This window comes from Pseudomonas parafulva (assembly GCF_002021815.1).
In the GTDB taxonomy this organism is placed as follows: domain Bacteria; phylum Pseudomonadota; class Gammaproteobacteria; order Pseudomonadales; family Pseudomonadaceae; genus Aquipseudomonas; species Aquipseudomonas parafulva_B.
This window is the reverse complement of sequence record NZ_CP019952.1, coordinates 4,124,782-4,146,171: the sequence shown is the minus strand read 5'-3', so window position 1 is coordinate 4,146,171 and position 21,390 is coordinate 4,124,782. Positions and strand designations below refer to the sequence as shown.

Annotated in this window: 16 protein-coding genes and 1 tRNA gene; 13 read left to right on the top strand and 4 right to left on the bottom strand. The window is 62.2% G+C overall.

Annotated elements, in window-relative coordinates; genetic code table 11:
- Positions 1 to 147 precede the first annotated feature (147 nt).
- Positions 148 to 612: a bacterioferritin gene (gene bfr / locus B2J77_RS18610; protein WP_078479200.1), complete on the top strand. Its 465-nt coding sequence runs from the start codon at positions 148 to 150 to the stop codon at positions 610 to 612.
- A gap of 95 nt (positions 613 to 707) precedes the next feature.
- Here bfr and uvrA read toward each other — a convergent pair whose 3' ends face one another.
- Positions 708 to 3,542, bottom strand: a complete 2,835-nt coding sequence (gene uvrA, locus B2J77_RS18605; RefSeq protein WP_078479199.1) for an excinuclease ABC subunit UvrA — start codon at positions 3,540 to 3,542, stop codon at positions 708 to 710.
- Positions 3,543 to 3,671: 129 nt separating this feature from the next.
- On the opposite strand from uvrA, the gene B2J77_RS18600 reads away from it, so the two are divergent.
- The 9 genes from B2J77_RS18600 (at position 3,672) to B2J77_RS18555 (ending at position 15,079) form a co-directional block, all read left to right on the top strand.
- Positions 3,672 to 5,066: an MFS transporter gene (locus B2J77_RS18600; protein WP_058603951.1), complete on the top strand. Its 1,395-nt coding sequence runs from the start codon at positions 3,672 to 3,674 to the stop codon at positions 5,064 to 5,066.
- 9 nt (positions 5,067 to 5,075) lie between these two features.
- Entirely contained in the window at positions 5,076 to 5,624 is a 549-nt protein-coding gene (locus B2J77_RS18595; protein WP_058638686.1) for a single-stranded DNA-binding protein, read from the top strand.
- A gap of 254 nt (positions 5,625 to 5,878) precedes the next feature.
- On the top strand, positions 5,879 to 8,947 hold the full coding sequence (gene fdnG, locus B2J77_RS18585) for a formate dehydrogenase-N subunit alpha (protein WP_153302521.1): 3,069 nt from the start codon (positions 5,879 to 5,881) through the stop codon (positions 8,945 to 8,947).
- Positions 8,947 to 9,897: a formate dehydrogenase subunit beta gene (gene fdxH / locus B2J77_RS18580; protein ID WP_078479197.1), complete on the top strand. Its 951-nt coding sequence runs from the start codon at positions 8,947 to 8,949 to the stop codon at positions 9,895 to 9,897. The genes fdnG and fdxH overlap by 1 nt, the downstream gene beginning before the upstream one ends.
- The gene (locus B2J77_RS18575) at positions 9,894 to 10,550 is read left to right on the top strand and encodes a formate dehydrogenase subunit gamma (protein ID WP_058638684.1); all 657 of its coding nucleotides are present in this window, start codon (positions 9,894 to 9,896) and stop codon (positions 10,548 to 10,550) included. Before fdxH ends, B2J77_RS18575 begins: the two co-directional genes overlap by 4 nt.
- A gap of 4 nt (positions 10,551 to 10,554) precedes the next feature.
- Positions 10,555 to 11,475 (top strand): formate dehydrogenase accessory protein FdhE, encoded by a 921-nt coding sequence (gene fdhE / locus B2J77_RS18570; RefSeq protein WP_078479196.1) that lies wholly within the window; start codon positions 10,555 to 10,557, stop codon positions 11,473 to 11,475.
- Positions 11,476 to 11,630: 155 nt separating this feature from the next.
- Positions 11,631 to 13,058, top strand: a complete 1,428-nt coding sequence (gene selA, locus B2J77_RS18565) for an L-seryl-tRNA(Sec) selenium transferase (RefSeq protein ID WP_058638682.1) — start codon at positions 11,631 to 11,633, stop codon at positions 13,056 to 13,058.
- On the top strand, positions 13,055 to 14,962 hold the full coding sequence (gene selB, locus B2J77_RS18560; protein WP_058638691.1) for a selenocysteine-specific translation elongation factor: 1,908 nt from the start codon (positions 13,055 to 13,057) through the stop codon (positions 14,960 to 14,962). The genes selA and selB overlap by 4 nt, the downstream gene beginning before the upstream one ends.
- A 21-nt stretch (positions 14,963 to 14,983) precedes the next feature.
- Positions 14,984 to 15,079 (top strand) — tRNA-Sec (locus tag B2J77_RS18555).
- 3 nt (positions 15,080 to 15,082) lie between these two features.
- Here the strand turns inward: B2J77_RS18555 and B2J77_RS18550 are convergent.
- Together B2J77_RS18550 and B2J77_RS18545 are read right to left on the bottom strand one after the other, a co-directional pair.
- Positions 15,083 to 16,069, bottom strand: coding sequence for an asparaginase (locus tag B2J77_RS18550; protein WP_058638681.1), 987 nt, complete (start codon positions 16,067 to 16,069; stop codon positions 15,083 to 15,085).
- Positions 16,070 to 16,203: 134 nt separating this feature from the next.
- On the bottom strand, positions 16,204 to 17,646 hold the full coding sequence (locus tag B2J77_RS18545) for an alanine/glycine:cation symporter family protein (protein WP_058638680.1): 1,443 nt from the start codon (positions 17,644 to 17,646) through the stop codon (positions 16,204 to 16,206).
- 178 nt (positions 17,647 to 17,824) lie between these two features.
- On the opposite strand from B2J77_RS18545, the gene B2J77_RS18540 reads away from it, so the two are divergent.
- From B2J77_RS18540 to B2J77_RS18530, 3 genes are all read left to right on the top strand, one after another.
- Positions 17,825 to 18,634 carry a helix-turn-helix domain-containing protein gene (locus B2J77_RS18540; RefSeq protein WP_058638679.1) on the top strand — a complete coding sequence of 270 codons (810 nt, stop codon included), beginning with the start codon at positions 17,825 to 17,827 and terminating at the stop codon, positions 18,632 to 18,634.
- Positions 18,635 to 18,782: 148 nt separating this feature from the next.
- Positions 18,783 to 19,667, top strand: coding sequence for a sugar nucleotide-binding protein (locus tag B2J77_RS18535; RefSeq protein ID WP_058638678.1), 885 nt, complete (start codon positions 18,783 to 18,785; stop codon positions 19,665 to 19,667).
- Complete coding sequence (locus tag B2J77_RS18530) at positions 19,660 to 20,595, top strand: NAD-dependent epimerase/dehydratase family protein (RefSeq protein WP_058603962.1); 936 nt, start codon at positions 19,660 to 19,662, stop codon at positions 20,593 to 20,595. Before B2J77_RS18535 ends, B2J77_RS18530 begins: the two co-directional genes overlap by 8 nt.
- A gap of 87 nt (positions 20,596 to 20,682) precedes the next feature.
- Here B2J77_RS18530 and B2J77_RS18525 read toward each other — a convergent pair whose 3' ends face one another.
- Positions 20,683 to 21,366, bottom strand: a complete 684-nt coding sequence (locus B2J77_RS18525; protein WP_078479195.1) for an OmpW/AlkL family protein — start codon at positions 21,364 to 21,366, stop codon at positions 20,683 to 20,685.
- Positions 21,367 to 21,390 lie beyond the last annotated feature (24 nt).

Sequence of the window (21,390 nt, the reverse complement as noted above, 5' to 3'; positions counted from 1 at the left end):
TAACCGCCCTCATTTGGGCGGTTTTTCAATGAATATCACCACCGTTTGCCCGATTTTTTGCATCGAGTCGCGCGTTTTTCAGTGACCAGGCGCACAACGTGGTTCACACTATGCGGCATACACGCTTCCATATGGAGAACCCCGGCGATGCAAGGCCACCCAGACGTCATCAATTACCTCGTCATGCTGTTGAAGGGCGAACTGGCCGCACGTGACCAGTACTTCATTCACTCACGCATGTACGAAGACTGGGGCCTTGCCAAGCTCTACGAGCGCATCAACCATGAGATGGAGGAAGAGGCTCAGCATGCTGACGCCTTGATGCGCCGCATTCTCATGCTCGAGGGCACCCCAGACATGCGGGCCGATGACCTCGAAGTCGGCACCACCGTCCCTGAAATGATCGAAGCTGATTTAAAGCTGGAATACAAAGTGCGAGCGGCGCTTTGCAAGGGGATCGAGTTGTGCGAACTGCACAAGGATTATGTGAGCCGTGACATTCTGCGCGCGCAACTGGCCGATACCGAGGAAGACCACACCTATTGGCTTGAGAAGCAGCAAGGCCTGATCAAGGCAATCGGTCTGCAGAATTACCTGCAATCACAGATGTAACGCTTTTATTGCTGTATGCTTGGGTCGTGTGTTGGCTCTAGCACAAGGGCTACAAGCCGATGAAAAATGGGCGCCGAGGCGCCCCTTCGCGTTCATCACGCCCGGTCTCGCTCCAACAGGGGCTTAAGGTAATGCCCGGTGTAGGATTGTTTCATCTTGCTCAGTTCCTCGGGCGTACCACACGCGATGATCTGCCCGCCCTTTGAACCGCCCTCCGGTCCAAGGTCCACCAGCCAATCGGCAGTCTTGATAACGTCCAAGTTGTGCTCGATGACCACCACGGTGTTGCCGTGGTCACGAAGCCGGTGCAGAACGTCCAGCAGCTGCTGGATATCGGCGAAGTGCAGGCCCGTAGTAGGCTCGTCCAGGATATACAAGGTCTTCCCGGTATCGCGCTTGGACAGCTCGCGTGACAGCTTCACACGCTGTGCTTCGCCCCCAGACAGCGTGGTCGCCGATTGACCGAGCTTGATGTAGGAAAGGCCCACGTCCATCAGGGTCTGGAGCTTGCGTGCCAACGCAGGCACCGCATCGAAGAACTCACGCGCATCCTCGATGGTCATTTCCAGCACCTCGTGAATGTTCTTGCCCTTGTACTTGATCTCCAGGGTTTCGCGGTTGTAGCGCTTGCTCTTGCACACATCGCACGGCACGTAGATGTCCGGGAGGAAATGCATTTCCACCTTGATCAGGCCGTCGCCCTGGCACGCCTCGCAACGTCCGCCTTTCACGTTGAACGAGAACCGGCCCGGGCCATACCCGCGTGAACGAGATTCAGGCACCCCGGAGAACAGCTCGCGGATCGGCGTGAAGATCCCGGTGTAGGTGGCGGGGTTGGAGCGGGGAGTGCGGCCAATGGGGCTCTGGTCGATATCCACCACCTTGTCCAGGTGCTGCAACCCATCCATGCTGGCATGCGGCGCCGCTTCCAGGCTGCTTGCGCCATTCAGGGCCGTGGCCGCAAGGGGGAACAGGGTGTTGTTGATGAGCGTGGACTTGCCGGAGCCTGAGACGCCGGTCACGCAGGTTAGCAACCCGATGGGGATTTCCAGGTCAACGTTCTGCAGGTTGTTGCCGCGTGCGCCCTTAAGCTTGAGCTGCAGCTTCTTGTCGCGCGGGGTGCGCTTGGCAGGGACCACGATCTTTCTACGGCCGGACAGGTACTGGCCGGTTACCGAGTCCGGGTGGTCCATGACTTCCTGAGGCGTGCCCTCAGCGACGATCTTGCCACCATGCACGCCAGCCCCTGGCCCAATGTCCACGACGTAGTCCGCCAGGCGGATTGCGTCCTCGTCATGCTCGACGACGATTACCGTATTGCCCAGATCGCGAAGGTGATTGAGGGTGGCAAGCAGACGATCGTTGTCGCGCTGATGAAGGCCGATGGACGGCTCGTCCAAGATGTACATCACCCCCACCAGACCCGCGCCGATCTGGCTGGCGAGGCGAATCCGCTGGGCTTCACCACCGGACAGGGTTTCTGCGCTGCGGTCCAGCGTGAGGTAATCCAGGCCCACGTTCACCAGGAACTGCAGCCGCTCGCAGATCTCCTTGAGAATCTTGGCCGCGATCTCGCCTCGGCGACCGGACAATGTAAGCGCGCTGAAGTAGCCACTGGCGTCACCAATCGGCATGTTGGCGACCGCCGGAAGCGTCTTCTCGCCAACCCACACGTGACGTGCCTCGCGCCGCAGCCGCGTGCCGCGGCAGTCCGGGCACGGTTGGGTGCCCAGGTACTTGGCCAGTTCCTCGCGTACGGTATTGGACTCGGTTTCGCGATAGCGACGTTCCAGGTTGGGGATGATCCCTTCGAACGGGTGCGAGCGCTTGACGATGTCACCCCGGTCGTTGAGGTACTTGAAATCCACGCTGTGCTTGCCGCTGCCTTGCAGGATCACCTTCTGATGCTCCGGCGCGAGCTCGCCGAATGCTTCGTCCAGGCTGAAGCCGTAATGCGCAGCCAGCGACCCTAGCATCTGGAAGTAGTAGACGTTACGGCGATCCCACCCGCGAATGGCGCCTTCGGCCAGGGTGAGTTGCGCATTGACCAGGCGTTTGGTGTCGAAATACTGCTTAACGCCCAGGCCATCACAAGTCGGGCAGGCACCGGCCGGGTTGTTGAACGAGAACAGCTTGGGTTCCAGTTCGCTGATTGCATGACCACAGATAGGGCAGGCAAAGCGGGCCGAAAAAATGGTCTCTTCGCCTTTCTCGTCGTCCATGGGCGCGATCAGCGCGATACCGTCCGCCAGCTTCAACGCGGTTTCGAACGATTCGGCCAAGCGCTGCTGAAGATCAGCACGCACTTTGAAACGATCGACTACTACATCGATGCTGTGCTTTTTCTGCTTGTCCAGCTTGGGCAACTCGTCCAGTTCGTAGAGCTTGCCGTTGACGCGGGCGCGCACGAAGCCCTGGGCGCGCAGCTCGTCGAACACCGCCAGGTGCTCACCCTTGCGCTCACGGATGACCGGAGCCAGCAGCATCAACTTGCTACCTTCCGGGCGCTCCAGCACCAGGTCGACCATCTGGCTGACCGTTTGCGCCTCCAGCGGTATGTCATGGTCTGGGCAGCGGGGTGTCCCGACCCTGGCGTACAGCAGGCGCAAGTAGTCGTAGATCTCGGTGATGGTGCCAACGGTGGAGCGGGGGTTGTGCGAGGTGGATTTCTGTTCGATGGAAATCGCCGGTGACAGCCCTTCGATGGTGTCGACATCAGGCTTTTCCATCATCGACAGGAACTGGCGGGCATACGCCGACAGCGATTCCACATAACGACGCTGGCCCTCGGCGTAAAGCGTATCGAAGGCCAGGGATGACTTGCCCGAGCCCGACAGGCCGGTAATGACGATGAGCTTGTCCCGGGGCAGGGTCAGGTCGATGTTCTTCAGGTTGTGGGTACGTGCCCCACGTATCAGGATCTTGTCCACTGCGGCCTCGCTCGGCGGGCATAAACGAAAAATTATACGGCGCCCTGCCAGTACGCGGCAAAGCGTCGCGTAGATGCCGTCAAGCTGTCGGACTGATAGAATCGCCGCCGGTTCACACGAGATTAATCCATGCACGACACCCACAACGAGCGCATGAGCGGCAATGAAACCCGCGCCGCCGGCGGTCTGGCTCTGGTCTTCGCTTTTCGTATGCTGGGCATGTTCATGGTCTTGCCGGTCCTGGCCACCTACGGCATGGACCTGGCCGGCGCCACGCCCGCGCTGATTGGCCTGGCCATCGGCGCCTACGGCCTCACCCAGGCCGTGTTGCAGATTCCCTTTGGGATGATTTCCGACCGCATCGGCCGCCGGCCCGTCATTTACCTGGGCTTGATCGTGTTCGCGCTGGGTAGCGTCCTGGCAGCCCAGGCCGATTCCATCTGGGGGGTTATCGCAGGGCGCATCCTGCAAGGGGCGGGCGCCATTTCGGCAGCGGTGATGGCGCTGCTTTCGGATCTGACCCGGGAACAGCACCGCACCAAGGCGATGGCCATGATCGGGATGAGCATTGGCCTTTCCTTCGCAGTGGCAATGGTCGTCGGGCCTTTGCTGACAAGTGCCTTTGGCTTGTCAGGATTGTTCCTTGCAACGGCCGGCTTGGCATTGGTTGGCATCGCGTTGATTGCCTTCGTAGTACCTGCCACGCACAACATTTTGCAGCATCGCGAATCGGGTGTTGCCCGTCAGGCCATTGGCCCGACCCTGCGTCATCCGGACCTTCTACGGCTGGATGTGAGCATCTTCATCCTGCATGCCATTCTCATGGCCAGCTTCGTGGCGCTGCCCCTGGCCTTCGTCGAACGTGGCGGACTGCCCAAGGAACAACATTGGTGGGTCTACCTGACCGCGCTGTTCGTCTCATTTTTTGCAATGGTACCGTTCATCATCTACGGCGAAAAAAAGCGCAAGATGAAACGCGTGCTGGCCGGGGCCGTCAGCGTATTGCTGCTGGTCGAGCTATTCTTCTGGCAGTGGGCTGACGGTTTGCGCGGACTGGTGATCGGCACCGTGGTATTCTTCACCGCATTCAACCTGCTGGAGGCTTCGTTGCCTTCGCTGGTCAGCAAGGTGTCGCCAGCAGGTGGTAAGGGAACGGCGATGGGGGTGTACTCCACCAGCCAGTTTCTCGGTGCTGCGCTAGGGGGCATCCTGGGTGGCTGGCTGTTCCAGCATGGTGGGCTGAACACCGTGTTCCTTGGTTGCGCGATACTGTGCGCCATCTGGTTGGCCGTTGCCTTGAGCATGAACGAGCCACCGTATGTGACCAGCTTGCGCATGCCCTTGTCGCCGGAGGCTACCAAGGATGCTGGCCTGGCTGCACGGTTGATGGCCGTGCCCGGCGTGACCGACGCTGTTGTGGTCTCGGAAGAGTCAGCTGTCTATATCAAACTGGATACGAAAATTTTGGACCGCACGACCCTGGAGCGCCTGATCAATCCGGCCTCAGCGGCGTGCGAAGCCTAGGAGAACGTTATGGCCCGTGGGGTTAACAAAGTCATTCTGGTCGGTACTTGTGGCCAGGATCCCGAAGTCCGCTACCTGCCCAACGGTAATGCCGTGACCAACCTGAGCCTGGCAACCAGCGAGCAATGGACCGACAAACAGTCGGGCCAGAAGGTCGAGCGTACTGAATGGCACCGTGTGTCGCTGTTCGGCAAGGTTGCCGAGATTGCCGGCGAGTACCTGCGCAAAGGTTCGCAGTGCTACATCGAAGGCAAGCTGCAGACCCGTGAGTGGGAAAAAGACGGCATCAAGCGCTACACCACTGAAATCATCGTTGACATCAACGGCACCATGCAGCTGCTGGGCGGCCGTCCGCAGAACCAGCAAGGCGGCGGCGATCCGTATAACCAGGGTGGCGGTAACAACTACAACCAAGGTGGTGGTCAGCAGCAGTACAACCAGCAGCCGGCCCGTCAGCAGGCTCCGCGCCCGCAGCAGCAACAGCGCCCGGCGCCGCAGCAGCCAGCGCCACAACCGGCGGCTGACTTCGACAGCTTTGACGACGATATTCCGTTCTGATCGAACGTTAAGCGTTTCCCCACCGAAACCCAGGGTTCATACCCCTGGGTTTTTTTTGGCTTGCATTTACTGATTCTACAAGTGCATCAGACCCGTCTTACAAAATTTTCAATCACACCCGATTGATCCACGTCATCGCACCTTTTCGATTCCTTGCTAGTCTTACCTGTTGGCGGTCCTCAAACCGCCGTCACCGTGACTACCAAGAGGCGCCGGCCATGTTCCGTGCGCCCAAATCTGATCAGGAGTGCACGATGGATCTCAACCGTCGGCAATTCTTCAAGGTCGCCGCCGTCGGCCTTGGAGGCTCGAGCCTTGCGGCGCTGGGCATGGCCCCTACGCCTGCGTTCGCCGAGCAAGTGCGCCACTTCAAGCTGGCGCATACCAAGGAAACCCGTAACACCTGCCCTTACTGCTCGGTCGGCTGCGGCTTGATCCTGTACAGCCAGGGCGATGCGGGCAAGAACGTCAAGCAGAACATCATCCACATCGAAGGTGACGCCGACCATCCGGTGAACCGCGGCACCCTTTGCCCCAAAGGCGCGGGTCTGCTCGACTTCATCCATAGCCCCAGCCGCCTCAAGTACCCAGAAGTACGCAAGCCGGGTAGCAACGAGTGGGTACGCGTCAGCTGGGACGAAGCGCTCGATCGCGTGGCCACCTTGATGAAGGAAGACCGCGACGCGAACTTCATTGAGAAAAACGCCCAGGGGCAGACGGTCAACCGCTGGCTCACCACCGGTTTTCTTGCCGCTTCCGCCGCCTCCAGCGAGGCCGGCTACCTGACTCACAAGGTCGTTCGCGCAACAGGCATGCTGGGGTTCGATAACCAAGCACGTGTCTGACATGGCCCGACGGTGGCAAGTCTTGCCCCGACGTACGGCCGTGGCGCCATGACCAACCACTGGTCCGATATCGCTAATGCGAATCTGGTCCTGGTGATGGGTGGCAACGCAGCAGAAGCGCACCCGTGCGGCTTCAAATGGGTGACCGAGGCCAAAGCGCACAACAAGGCGCGGCTGATCGTGGTCGACCCAAGGTTTACCCGTACCGCTTCGGTGGCCGATTACTACGCGCCTATCCGTACCGGCACCGACATCGCGTTCATGGGTGGGTTGATCAATTACCTGCTGAGCAATGACAAGATCCAGCACGAGTATGTGCGCAACTACACTGACGTATCCTTCATCGTCAAGGACACCTATGGCTTCGAGGATGGCCTGTTCAGCGGCTATGACGAGAGCAAGCGCATCTATGCCGACAAGTCTGGCTGGGGTTACGAGCTGGGCGAGGACGGTTTTGCCAAGGTAGACCCGACACTGCAGCACCCACGCTGTGTATTCCAGCTGATGAAGCAGCACTACAGCCGCTACACCCCGGAATTGGCGAGCATGACCTGTGGCATGCCGCAGGACGCCATGATGAAGGTGTGGGAAGAAATCGCGACATGCTCGGCGCCGGGCAAGACCATGACGATCCTGTATGCGCTGGGGTGGACGCAGCATTCGATCGGCGCGCAGATCATCCGTAGCGCGGCGATGGTGCAGCTGTTGCTGGGCAACGTCGGCATGCCAGGCGGGGGCGTGAATGCCTTGCGTGGTCACTCCAACATTCAGGGCTTGACTGACCTGGGGTTGCTATCCAACTCGCTGCCGGGTTACTTGACGCTTGCCGGCGACGCCGAGCAGGACTACGCCGCGTTCATCGACAAGCGTGCATCCAAGCCGCTGCGCCCGGGGCAGCTGTCCTACTGGCAGAACTACGGCAAGTTCCACGTCAGCCTCATGAAAGCCTGGTACGGCCCCAACGCCACCGCCGAGAACAACTGGGGCTACGATTGGCTGCCCAAGCTCGACGTGCCTGCCTACGACGTGCTGCGCATGTTCGAAATGATGAGCCAAGGCAAGGTCAACGGCTACATGTGCCAGGGTTTCAACCCGATTGCCGCCCTCCCTGACAAGAACCGCGTGACCGCGGCACTGGCCAAGCTCAAGTGGCTGGTGGTCATGGACCCGTTGGCCACCGAGACATCCGAGTTCTGGCGCAACGTGGGGCCGTTCAACGATGTGGACACGGCCGGTATTCAGACCGAGGTGATCCGCCTGCCCACCACCTGCTTCGCCGAAGAGGATGGCTCGCTGGTCAACAGCAGCCGCTGGCTGCAATGGCACTGGAAAGGCGCCGACGGCCCGGGTGAAACCCGCACTGACGTGCAGATCATGAGCGAGCTGTTCCTGCGCTTGCGGCAGCGGTACCAGAAGGAAGGGGGGGCCTACCCCGAGCCACTGCTGAACATCCACTGGCCGTACAAGATCGCCGAAGAGCCGTCGCCTGAGGAACTGGCGAAGGAGATGAACGGCTGGGCCGTGACGGACTTCACCGACCCGACCGGTGCGACCGTCAAGTCCGGTCAGCAACTGTCGGGCTTCGGCCAGCTCAAGGACGACGGCAGCACGGCTTCTGGTTGCTGGATCTTCGCCGGCTGCTGGACCGAGCAGGGCAACCAGATGGCGCGCCGCGACAACAGCGACCCCTATGGCATGCATCAGGTGCAGAACTGGGCATGGGCGTGGCCGGCCAACCGACGCATTCTCTATAACCGTGCTTCCAGCGACCCGCAAGGCAAGCCCTGGGATCCGGAGAAGAAGCGTCTGGTCTGGTGGAACGGCAAGGCATGGGGCGGGACCGACGTGCCTGATTTCAAGGTCGATTCGCCGCCGGAAGCGGGCATGAACCCGTTCATCATGAACCCCGAGGGTGTGGCGCGTTTCTTCGCCATCGACAAGATGGCCGAAGGGCCGTTCCCCGAGCACTATGAGCCTTTCGAAACACCGATTGGCATCAACCCCCTGCACCCGAACAACAAGAAGGTGGTCAGCAACCCGGCAGGGCGCATCTTCGATTCAGTGTGGGACACCTTGGGTACACATGATGAATTCCCATACGCGGCCACCACCTACCGCCTGACCGAGCATTTCCACTTCTGGAGCAAGCATTGCCGGCTCAACGCCATTGCCCAGCCTGAGCAGTTCGTCGAGATTGGTGAAGTACTGGCCAATGAAAAAGGCATCAAGGCGGGCGACAGGGTGCGTGTGTCGAGCAAGCGCGGGCATATCGATGCCGTTGCGGTGGTGACCAAGCGGATACGTCCGCTGCAGGTCAACAACCAGACGGTGCATCAGATCGGCATCCCGCTGCACTGGGGCTTTACCGGGTCCACGCGGCACGGGTACCTGACCAACACCCTGGTACCGTTCCTGGGCGATGGCAATACCCAGACACCGGAGTCCAAGTCGTTCCTCGTCAAAGTGGAGAAACTCTGATGGCCAGCCAAGACATCATCGCCCGGTCGGCCACCACCACAGTGCCGCCTTCGGTACGCGAGCAGGAGCAGGTTGCCAAGCTGATCGACACCACCAAGTGCATCGGCTGCAAGGCCTGCCAGGTGGCGTGTTCGGAATGGAACGAGTTGCGCGACGAGGTAGGCCACAACCACGGGACCTACGACAACCCTCAGGACCTGAGCGCCGAAACCTGGACATTGATGCGCTTTACCGAGCACGAGCGCGACGACGGCAACCTGGAGTGGCTCATCCGCAAGGATGGCTGCATGCACTGCGCAGACCCCGGTTGCCTGAAGGCGTGCCCAAGCCCCGGTGCAATCATCAAGCACGCCAACGGCATCGTCGACTTCAACCAGGACCATTGCATAGGCTGCGGCTACTGCATCACCGGGTGCCCGTTCAATATCCCGCGCATTTCGCAAAAGGACCACAAGGCCTACAAGTGCACCCTGTGTTCCGACCGCGTCAGCGTAGGACTGGAGCCAGCCTGCGTGAAAACCTGCCCGACCGGCGCCATCGTCTTCGGCAGCAAGGACGAGATGAAGGTGCATGCCGATGAACGCATCGTCGACCTCAAGTCCCGAGGCTACGAGAACGCTGGGCTGTACGACCCTGATGGCGTAGGGGGGACCCATGTGATGTACGTACTGCACCATGCCGATACACCCAAGCTGTATGCCGGGCTGCCGGACCAGCCGGTGATCAGCCCGCTGGTGGGGTTGTGGAAGGGCTTCACCAAGCCTCTAGCCTTGCTGGCCATGGGGGCTGCGGTACTGGCCGGCTTCTTCCACTACGTACGGGTCGGGCCGCAGCGTGTCGAGGAGGACGAGCAACCTGCAGCGTCCGACACCAGCGTGCACCAGGTAGACCCGGCAGTGCATGTGTTCGACCCGAACAGGCCCGATGGGCAAGGGGAGCAGCGGCCATGAACGACAACAAGCCTATCCTGCGTTACAACGCCAACGAGCGCAGCAACCACTGGATAGTGGCGATCCTGTTCTTTCTGGCGGGCCTGTCGGGGCTGGCGCTGTTTCACCCCGCCTTGTTCTGGCTGAGCAATCTGTTCGGCGGCGGGCCATGGACGCGCATCCTGCACCCTTTCCTGGGTGTGGCGATGTTCGTGTTCTTCCTGGGCCTGGTGGTGCGTTTCTGGCGTGCCAACTTCATTACCGCCAACGACCGCCTGTGGTTGCGAAGAATCGATCGAGTCATGCGCAACCAGGAGGAAGGGGTGCCTGCCATCGGCAAGTACAATGCCGGGCAGAAGCTGCTGTTCTGGACGCTGCTGGTGTGCATGCTGGTCCTGATGGTCAGTGGGGTGGTGATCTGGCGCGCTTACTTCAGTCACTTCTTCGACATCGGCGCCATACGCCTGGCCACCTTGCTGCATGCCTTCGCAGCGTTCGTGCTGGTGCTCAGCATCATCGTGCACATCTATGCCGGTATCTGGATCAAGGGGTCGGTAGGCGCCATGCTGCATGGCTGGGTCAGCCGGGCTTGGGCGCGCAAGCATCATGAACTGTGGTATCGCGACGTGACCGGTGACAAAACGCCAACCGAGCACCGACGAAAAGAAGGATGAACGATTGAGTACCGTACTTGAACCTGGGCAGATCGAAGCATCGGCCGTCATGCCGCCGTTTCTGCACCTGCCGCCAGGCAACCTCTTCGACGTGCGGTCGGCTCGCCTGGAGCGCCTGGCCCAGGGCCATGCCATGGGCGACTATTTGCTGTTGATCGCGCGGCTATGCCGAATCCAGCAGCAGCTTGTGGATAACCCGCCTAGCGCGCTGCCTGTTGCCCAGGAGCGCCAACGCCTGTGCATAAGTCACGGGCTACCGCCCCTGGCGGCTGACAGCCTTGTGCGCGAAGGCGCATGGCTGGGTTGGTTGCAGGCGCTGCTCGATCATTTCGATGAGCCGGGCCAAGGCCCGCTGCAAGAAGCACTGCACACGCTGCGCATCAGTGACGATACCCAGCGCAAGGGTTGGGCAATTGCCCTGCTCAGCGGCCAGTACGATGCCGTGCCCCCTGCACTGGTGCCGTTCGTGGGCGCAGCCCTGCAGGCTGCCTGGTCAAGCTGGTTGCTGGCACTGCCAAGTACCGAACTCAAGCCCGCTGCCAGCCTTGCCCAATGCCCGGCATGCGGTTCGCCGGCCATGGCGGGCGTGGTACGTAACCGTGGCAAGCACAACGGCTTGCGTTACCTTGCCTGTTCGTTGTGCGCCTGCGAGTGGCACGTGGTGCGGGTCAAGTGCGTGTATTGCGACTCCAGCAAAGACCTGCGCTACAGCGCGCTCGACGATGACCGTCACGGGCCCGGCAAAGCGCCGCTGCGCGCCGAGTGTTGCCCAGGGTGCAACAGCTACCTCAAGCAACACTATCTGGAAAATGACGCAGCAGCCGAAGCCTTGGCCGACGACCTGGCCAGCCTGGCCCTGGACATGCGCCTGGACGAGGAGGGGTACCATCGTCTGGCACCCAACCTGATGGTCTCGCCCGGCTAGCGGTTGATTGTCTACACTGTGAGACCGAGTTGCCTTGCGCTGGCAAGCGCCCTTGACACGGATTTCGAAGGTTCTCGAACCTGCGGATGTCTGCGTTACCGTCGCTTGCCTTCCACAAGGCCAGCAGACAATGGACCCGTCCAAGGTAGTACCGCATGTCCTCCAGCTTAGCCAGCGTCACGCCTCGCCTGCCTTCCATCGATACACTCCTGCGCCACCCGGCTTGTCTAGCGCTGATCGAGCGTTACGGCCGTGAAGCTGTTCTGTCGACCTTGCGGCACTTGCTGGACGATTTGCGCGACCTTGTCCGCAATGGCCAGCTCGGTGCTGCCGAGGTGGCGCCCGAGGTACTGCTGGGCCGCGCCGGCGAACGCCTCGATGTCAACCAGCGCAGCCAGGTTCGCCGCGTGTTCAACCTCACTGGCACGGTGTTACACACCAACCTGGGCCGCGCCTTGCTGCCTGAAGAAGCCATCGAGGCCATGGAGTGCGCAGCGCGCTACCCGCTGAACCTCGAGTTTGACTTGAGCACGGGCAAGCGCGGTGATCGCGATGACCTGATCGAGGGGTTGATCCGCGAACTGACCGGCGCCGAGGCCGTCACCGTGGTGAACAACAATGCAGCCGCTGTGTTGCTGGCGCTCAACAGCCTGGGCGCCCGCAAGGAAGGCATCATCTCCCGTGGCGAACTGATCGAGATCGGTGGCGCCTTCCGGATACCCGACATCATGGCCCGGGCTGGCGTCAGGTTGCATGAGATCGGCACCACCAACCGCACCCACGCCCGCGACTACGAGGCCGCCATCAGCCCGCGCACCGGGTTGCTGATGCGCGTGCACTGCAGCAACTACAGCATCCAGGGCTTCACCACCCAGGTACCCACCACGGAGCTGGCCCGTATTGCCCGCCAGCACGGCCTGCCGCTACTCGAGGACCTGGGCAGTGGCAGCCTGCTGGACCTCACGCGCTGGGGACTACCGGCCGAACCGACGGTGCGCCAGGCATTGAGCGATGGCGCCGACATTGTCACCTTCAGTGGCGACAAGCTGCTGGGCGGCCCGCAAGCGGGGATCATCGTCGGGCGCAAGGACTTGATCGCCAGGATCAAGAAGAACCCGCTCAAGCGCGCCTTGCGCGTGGATAAGATCACCCTAGCCGCCCTGGAGGCCGTACTGGCGCTGTACCGCAACCCTGATCGCCTGGCCGAGCGCCTGCCCAGCCTGCGCCTGCTCACGCGTGCCCAGGCAGAGATTCATACCCAGGCCCTGCGCGTGGCGCCAGCGTTGCAAACCTGCCTGGGCGAGCAGTGGTGCGTCAGCGTACAGCCGACGCTGGGCATGATCGGCAGCGGCAGTCAGCCTGTCGCACGCTTGCCCAGCGCCGCCTTGTGCGTGCGTGCGCAGGTGTCCAAGCGTCTGCGCGGGCGCAGCCTGCATGCCTTGGAGCGCGCGCTGCGCGAGTTGCCGGTGCCGGTGCTTGGGCGCATCGACGACGATGCACTGTGGCTGGACCTGCGCCAGCTGGACGATGAACCCCAATGGCTGGCGCAGCTGCCAGGCCTGCAATTGGGGGCCTTGCAGTGATTGTCGGGACCGCCGGGCACATCGATCACGGCAAGACGGCGCTGCTGCAAGCGCTTACGGGCCAGGCCGGGGACCACCGCCAGGAGGAACAGGCCCGTGGCATGACCATCGACCTGGGTTATCGCTACGCGTCGCTGGCCGAGCAGGCGCCACTGACTGGCTTCATCGACGTGCCGGGCCATGAGCGATTTATCCACAACATGCTGGCCGGTGCCCACGGTATAGACCTGGTGCTGCTGGTGGTGGCGGCAGACGATGGGGTCATGCCGCAGACCCGCGAGCACCTGGCGATCATCGAACTGTTGGGCATTCCCCAGGCGCTGGTGGCCATCAGCAAGTGCGACCGGGTCGAGCCCGCACGCGTGGAAGCGGTGAAGCAGCAAGTCAGCCAACTGCTGGCGCCTGGCCCGTATGCCGACGCGCCGCAATTTCCCGTATCCAGTACCGCGGGCACCGGTATCGACGCCTTGCGCCAAGCCCTGCTGGCGGCAGCGCCCCATGCCCGCCGTCGCAGTGTGGCCGGAGGCTTTCGCCTTGCCGTGGACCGGGCGTTCGCCGTCACGGGCGCGGGGGTAGTGGTGACTGGCACGGCGCTGGCAGGGCGGATCACCGCTGGCGACACGTTGCTGCTGGGCAAGGCCGGCAGGCCGGTGAGGGTGCGCGGTTTGCATGCCCAGAATCAGCCCGCGCTGGTGGCGGAGGCAGGGCAGCGTGTGGCGCTCAACATAGCCGCCGAGCGCCTGGCGGTGGACCAGATACGCCGAGGAGATTGGCTGGTGCCGCAGTGGTTGCACGCGCCCAGCACCCGCATCGATATTGACTTGAGCCTGCTGCCCGGCCAAGCCCGTGCCTTCGAGCATTTCAGTGCGGTGCACGTGCACCTGGGTACCCAGGACGTAACTGCCAGGGTGGCTTTACTCGAAGGGCAGAGCTTGGCGGCGGGGCAGCGCATGTTCGCACAGTTGCTGCTCAACGCCCCCTTGCAAGCGGTGCATGGCGACCGCCTGGTGCTGCGCGATCAGCGCGCTCAATACACGCTTGGCGGCGGCACGGTCCTGGACCCGTTCGCCCCCAGTCGACAACGCCGCAGCGCCGAAAGGCTGCAACAGTTGCAGGTGCTGCGCGACTGTGCGGGCCTTGAGCAGGCCTTGCCGGGTTTGCTTGCCAGCGCACCGGGTGGGCTGGACCCACAGCGCTTGGAGCGACAGTTCAATCGCCTGCGTGACAGCTGGCAATTACCCGACGACGTACTCGTGATCGCCACCCGCCAAGGCCAGTTGCTGTTCGCCGCAAGGCAATGGCAGGCGCTCAAGCAACGTGTGCTGGCCCAATTGGCGGCCTTTCATGAGCAGGAGCCTGATCAATTGGGCCCGGACCGTGACAGACTGCGCCGTTTCGCGGCGTTGCCATTGGACAGGCCGGGGTTCGTCAGTTTACTTGAGCAGTTGCTGGCCGAGGGCGCAGTGGCCAGCAGCGGCCCCTGGCTGCACTTGCCTGATCATCAGGTCCAGCTCAGTGCCGCAGATGAGGCGCTCTGGGCCCGCCTGCAGCCCAGACTGCTGGCCGCAGCCTACGATCCGCCTTGGGTCAGGACGTTGGCGAGCGAGGAAAAGTGCGCTGAGGCCGATGTACGCCTGCTACTGCGCAAGCTCGCACGCCTGGGGCTGCTGCACCAGGTGGTGCGGGACCTGTTCTACCCAGAACCGACTCTACAGCGTATGGCAGAGCTGCTGCAGCGTCACATGGGTGACACGCCGGTAGTGCAGGTTGCTGCATTTCGCGATATGTTGGGCATCGGTCGCAAGCGCAGTGTACAGATCCTGGAGTATTTCGACCGGATCGGCCTGACCCGCAGGGTCGGCGATCAGCGGTACATCCGCAGTGACAGTGCCCTGGCCCGCTAGAAGGCCAGGCACCCACTTCAAGGAAGGCAATCGCGCCCGGTGGCGCGGCCGGGCTTCAAACCCGGTTGGGGACGGCATCCGTTCCCGGGCAGGTTCGACTCCCGCTGCCTTCCGCCACTTCTAGCGTTCGCCGCACAGGTCCAGGGCAAACCACTGCTCGGCCTCATCCACGTCCAGCCCGGCACCCAACAGCGCGAACATCTTGCCAAGGGCCGCCTCCCGCGTCATGCCGCCCCCGCTGACCAGGCCTGCTGCCCGCAGGCGGCTACCGGCGGCATAGGTATCAAAGACCACGTCGCCTTCCGGGCACTGGGAAATGGCCACCAACATGACCCCACGCTCGCGTGCTGCACGCAAAGTGTCGAGCAGCGCCTGATCATCGGACGGCCCAGTGCCGCTGCCATAGCATTCCAGCAACAAGCCCTGCACGCCGCTGCCGAGCAAAGCGTCCAGATGACCGGCCTGCAAACCAGGGAACACCGGCACCACCGCAAGGTTTACGCGCTGACGGGGCTGCTGGTAACCCAAGTGTGCCGGCAAGGGGGCTACGTGCTCGCTCTGGCGGTGGCGCGGCAGGGCTGCAAAGGCATCGAACGCTTCGCTGCGCAGCTTCGAGGCGCGGCAACCGTGCAGCAGCTTCCCCGCGAAGTACAGCTGCACGCCCGCTTCAAGGGGATGATCGAACTGGCGCAGTGCACCGCACAGGTTGTCCCAGGCATCGCTGCCAGGTGCGCCCGCCGGCAGCATCGAGCCGGTCAGCAGGATGGGAACCGGCAGCCCCAGCAACAGGAACGACAGTGCCGCTGCACTGTAGGCCAGGGTGTCGGTGCCATGCAGTACCAGTACCGCATCATGGTCACGGACCCGCACGGCATCGACGATCGCATCACGCATCGCCAGCCAGTTGTGCTGCTGCATGTTGGCACTGTCGAGCAGTGGGTCCAGTTCCTGGAGCGTCCAGGTGACTTCGGGGGCGTCGGCCATCACGGCGAAATGATCGCGCATGCGGGACTCGAAGCCGCCGGATGGGGCGAGGCCTTCCGGGGTTTCGAGCATGCCGATGGTGCCACCGGTGTAGAGCACGAGGAGGTTCTTTACTGCGCGCATGGAAAGCGTCCGTAGCGATGAACGGGAAAGAAGAGCCGCGCTTTGGAGGGAAGGCTAGTGGGGCCGCAATGCGGCCCCTGGTGACTCAAACAACTGGCACAACCCTCGCTAGGGCGGCTGGCGATGTCAGCCTATCAGCGCAGCGGCTGAGCCTGGCCGACAGCTTTGTCAGCGGCTGTTTCCACCTGCGGGTTGGCAGGCCATGCATTGCGGTCCAGGTCCAGGTCGGCGAACTTGGCCGAATCGAACACGGGCTGCTTGATGCCAGCCTTGCGCTGGTCATCGTAGTCGCGCATCACACGCAGGCCAACCTTGAACAGCAAGGCCAGGGCCATCAGGTTGACGAAGGCCAGGCACGTCATGGTTATGTCGGCGAAGGCGAACACGGTGGTCAGGTCCTGCATCGAGCCCCACACGACCAATGCCAGTACCAGGGCACGGAAGCCCATCAATACAGCCCGGTTACGGCTGAGGAACTGCAGGCTGTTCTCGCCCAGGTAGTAGTTGTAGAGGATGCAGGTGAACACGAACAGCGACAGCGCCACGCTCACGAAGATACGGCCCCAGTCGCCTACCACGGCTGCCAGCGAGTTCTGGGTCAGGACAATGCCGTCACCCTCGAAACCAGGGGTGTAGAAGCCCGACAGCAGGATCAGCAGCGCGGTGCAGGTGCAGATCACGAACGTATCGAGGAACACGCTGAACGCCTGTACCACGCCCTGGGCACCTGGGTGCTTCACGGCTGCGACGGCGGCCACGTTCGGTGCACTGCCAAGGCCCGCTTCGTTGGCGAATACGCCACGCTTCACGCCCATGACGATGGCGCTGCCCAGCAGGCCGCCGAACGCGGGGTCAAGACCGAAAGCGCTCTTGAAGATGGTCTCGAGCATGGCCGGCACGTGTTCGATCTGGGTGCCGATCACGTACAGGGTCACGCCGATGTAGGCCAAGGTCTTGATCGGTACGAGCAGGTCGGACACCGCCGCGATGCGCTTGATGCCACCAATGAAGGTGATGGCCAGCAGCACTGCCAGCACGATGCCGGTGTGGCGCGGATCGAAGTGGAAGGCGTTTTGCAGCGAGTGGGTCACGGTGTACGACTGCAGGCCGATGAAGGCGAAGCCATAGGTGACCAGCAGCAGGATCGAGAAGACGATCGCCATGCCCTTGTACTTCAGGCCATGCTGAATGTAGTAGGCCGGGCCGCCACGGTACAGGCCATCGCCGTCGGCGCGCTTGTACACCTGAGCCAAGGTACATTCGAAGAAGCTGCTCGACATGCCCACCAGCGCGGTGACCCACATCCAGAACACGGCACCTGGGCCGCCCAGGGTCACGGCGATGCCGACACCGGCAATGTTACCGGCGCCCACTCGGCCGGCCAGGCTCAGCATCAGGGCCTGGAATGAACTCAGTTGGCCTGCCTGGCCACGCAGCGATTCCTTGAACACACCGAACATGTGTGCGAAGTGGCGGAACTGGACGAACCGGGAACGGAGGGTGAAGTAGCTACCCAGCCCCACGATCAGCACGATGAGCAGTTTCCCCGAAAGGAAATCGTTGAGTACTTCGAGCATTGGAAAATGACCTCGATTCTTATTCTTCGTGTGGAAAGACCAGCGGCCGGCAGGCGCACCGCTATTCGTTGGGGCGCATGGTTGGCCATGACAAGAGTCGTTACAATTTCGCGGCTTGGTCTTAATTGATGCGACTTGATGCTAAACTGGCGCCATTCGCGTCACGTAGGCCATTGTCATGAGCGAGCATTTCGCTACCAATCTCAAGCTGGCTTGCAGCCACTACCGCTCTATCTCCGAAGTTTGCCGGCAACTGTCGATCAATCGCGCCCAGTTCAACAAATACCTGAGCGGGCAAAGCCGTCCGACGGCTTACAACCTCAAACGCATTGGCGATTTCTTCGGGGTGGAGGAATACGAGCTTGACCTGCCCGCCGATCAGTTTTCACGCTTGATCGGCGCGCGAGTACCGTCCTCGGTCGAGCAAATCGGCGATCCGATCAGCGAGCTGTTTCGGCCTCTGCATGATCACGCGGGCAACCTGTCGCGTTACTGCGGGTATTACTTCGAGTACTCCAATTGCATGTCGGTGCCGGGTACGGTCCTGGTATCACTGGTGCATCTGTGGGAGGAGGGCGGGCGCTTTCTGTTCGAGCGCCAGGAGCGGCAGGAGCGGTCGAGCGCAACGGACCAGCATGCCGAAGTGCGTTGTCGGTACCTGGGGGCTGCTTTTCAGTTGCAGGACCGGGTGTTCCTGATCGACTACGAATCGCTTACCTACAACGAGATGAGCCAGACCATTCTCATCCCCAGCTTCAAAAGCCGTATCACCCGCCTCAACGGCCTCAAGGCCGGCGTGTCCAGCGGCGACCGGCGCAATCCCGCCTGTACCCGAGTGGTGTGGGAGTACCTGGGGCAGGAGATCAATCGCATCAACGCCTACCGCCAGGTAAAACTGTACCGGCCTGATGACCCCCGCATAGATGAAGACATCCGCGAGCGATTGGATGTGGGCCCGCTCAGGAATGGGTTGTTTGAAGTCGAGTAGGTGGTCGCGTCATGTGTGCTCGAGGAAAAAGTTGGCCACGGGGCAACCTTCTCCCGCAGCAATGCCCATACGGCCCCACGTTGGACTTCCCCGCCCGGAAACCGCAAAATGGCCGCTTTCCCTTACAACCTCCGGATCTGCTGACTCTATGCGTATGCGCCTAATGCTGTTGGGTGGTGGCAATGCCCTCGGGCAAGCGCTGATTCGTCTTGGGGCCGAGGAGGACATCGCTTTCATGGCGCCGCGCCCTCCAGAGGAGGGCTGGGCGCCTGCCAGCCTTACCCAGTTGCTCGACGATCATCGTCCCGACGCCGTGGTCAACCTGGCGTATTACTTCGACTGGTTCCAGGCCGAGTCGGTCAGCGAGCAGCGTCTGGCGCTTCAGGAACGCGCCGTGGAGCGGCTGGCAGAGTTGTGCCAGCACCACCAGATCACGCTGGTCCAGCCCTCGAGCTACCGCGTGTTCGATGGCTCGCGTGCCACCGCCTACAGCGAAAAGGACGAGCCATTGCCGCTTGGCCTGCGCGGGCAGGCGCTCTGGCGTATCGAACAAAGCGTGCGTGCGGCCTGCCCGCAACATGTGCTGTTGCGGTTCGGCTGGGTGCTGGACGAAAGTATCGATGGCCTGCTTGGCCGTTTCCTGACGCGCGCCGAGCTACCCCAGGAATTGCTGCTGGCCGATGATCGGCGTGGCAACCCGACACCCGTCGACGATGCGGCCAGGGTCATTCTCTCGGTGCTCAAGCAACTGGACTGCAATTCGCCGTTGTGGGGTACCTACCACTACGCCGGGAACGAAGCGACCACGCCTGTGGCGCTAGGCCAGGCGATCCTCGCCGAGGCCGGCCAGCATCGACAGCTCGCGGTGCAGACGCCAACGCCGCAGGCCCATGCCGCGCGCCCGGATGCCTGCGAAGAGCCGCAGAACGCAGTGCTGGCGTGCAAGAAAATCCTTCACACCTTCGGTATCAAGCCCCGTGCCTGGCGTGCAGGCTTGCCGCCTCTTCTGGACCGGTTCTATCGCCATGGCTGATGCCCCCATCCTGATCACCGGCGGTGCCGGCTTCATCGGCTCTCACCTGAGCGACGCCTTGCTGGCGCGTGGCTACGCCGTGCGCATTGTCGACGACCTCTCCACGGGCAAGCGCGACAACCTGCAACTGGGCCACCCCCTGCTTGAGCTTGTCGAGGGGGACGTTGCCGACGCCGAATTGGTCCAACGCGCAGCGGCAGGCTGCCAGGCCGTGGTGCACTTGGCTGCGGTGGCCTCGGTGCAGGCTTCGGTCGACGATCCGGTGCGCACGCACCAGAGCAATTTCATCGGCACGCTCAACGTGTGCGAAGCCATGCGTGTTCACGGGGTGCGTCGCGTGTTGTTCGCGTCCAGTGCAGCGGTCTATGGCAACAACGGTGAAGGCCAGTCCATTGCCGAAGATACGCCCAAGGCGCCGCTGACACCGTATGCCGTGGACAAGCTGGCCAGCGAGCAGTACCTGGACTTCTACCGGCGCCAGCATGGGCTTGAGCCTGTGATATTCCGGTTCTTCAACATCTTCGGGCCGCGGCAGGACCCTTCCTCGCCTTATTCGGGCGTCATCAGCATCTTCAGCGAGCGTGCACTGCAAGGTCAGCCAATCACCGTGTTCGGTGACGGCGAACAGACGCGGGACTTCCTGTATGTGGGTGACCTGGTACAGGTCATGGTGCAAGCGCTCGAGCAAGCGCAGGTCGAGGAGGGGGCCGTGAACATCGGTCTCAACCAGGCCACGTCACTGAACCAGATGCTCGCTGCGCTCCAGCAGGTGGTGGGCAGCTTGCCCGCAGTCAGCTATACCACGCCGCGCTCGGGCGACATCCGCCATTCGCGTGCGGACAACAGGCGGTTGCTGGCTCGCTTCGACTTCAAGCGGGCCACCTCGATGGTGGAGGGGCTGTCCCGGTTGTTGGGCAAGCTCCGTTAGCGACCGATGGGCGCCCAGTCCGGCGCTCAGTACGACAGTAACGAAACGGGGCGGCCTTGGCCGCCCCGTGTGTTTTACAGCGCTCGATCAGAACTTGTAGCCCAGGCCGACCATGTAGACCCAAGGGTCCACGTCCACGTCGACCTTGGTCTTGCTATAGCCCAAGGCGCTCGGGCCGTTCACGCTGGCCTTGGTGTCGATGTCCACATACCAGACAGCGGCGTTGACCAGCAGGTTGTCGGTGATCATGTAGTCCATGCCCAGCTGGCCGGCGAACCCGACCGAATCCTGCAGTTTCAGGTTGCTGAACCCTTGTTGCTTGCGGTTGCTGCTCAGGTCTTCATCGAAGAACAAGGTGTAGTTGATGCCCACGCCCGCATAGGGTTGGAACTTCGACGACGCCTCCATCGGGTAGTACTGCAACGAAAGGGTTGGCGGCAGTTGCTTGATGTCGGCCAGCTTGCCATCCAGCCCACCGCCCAGCCCTTTCGCCCCTACCGTGTGCTTGAACGGCGTGGCTGCCAGCAATTCCAGACCAATGTGGTCGGTGAGCATGTAGGCGAATGCCAGACCCAGCTGGGTATCGCTGTCCAGGGTCGCCTTGGTGCCTGCCACTTTGTTGCCGTCGAACTTCAGGTCGCTGCTGCTCTCGTTGGGCGCAGTGGTGATGGCGCCAGCACGTACGATGAAATCACCGGGTTGATAAGCGTGCGCAGCCGGGGCGGTGAGTGCCAGGGCCACGAGTGAGGCACCGAGCAAGGACTTGTTCATGGAAGCTCCCAAAGGACGTTGATA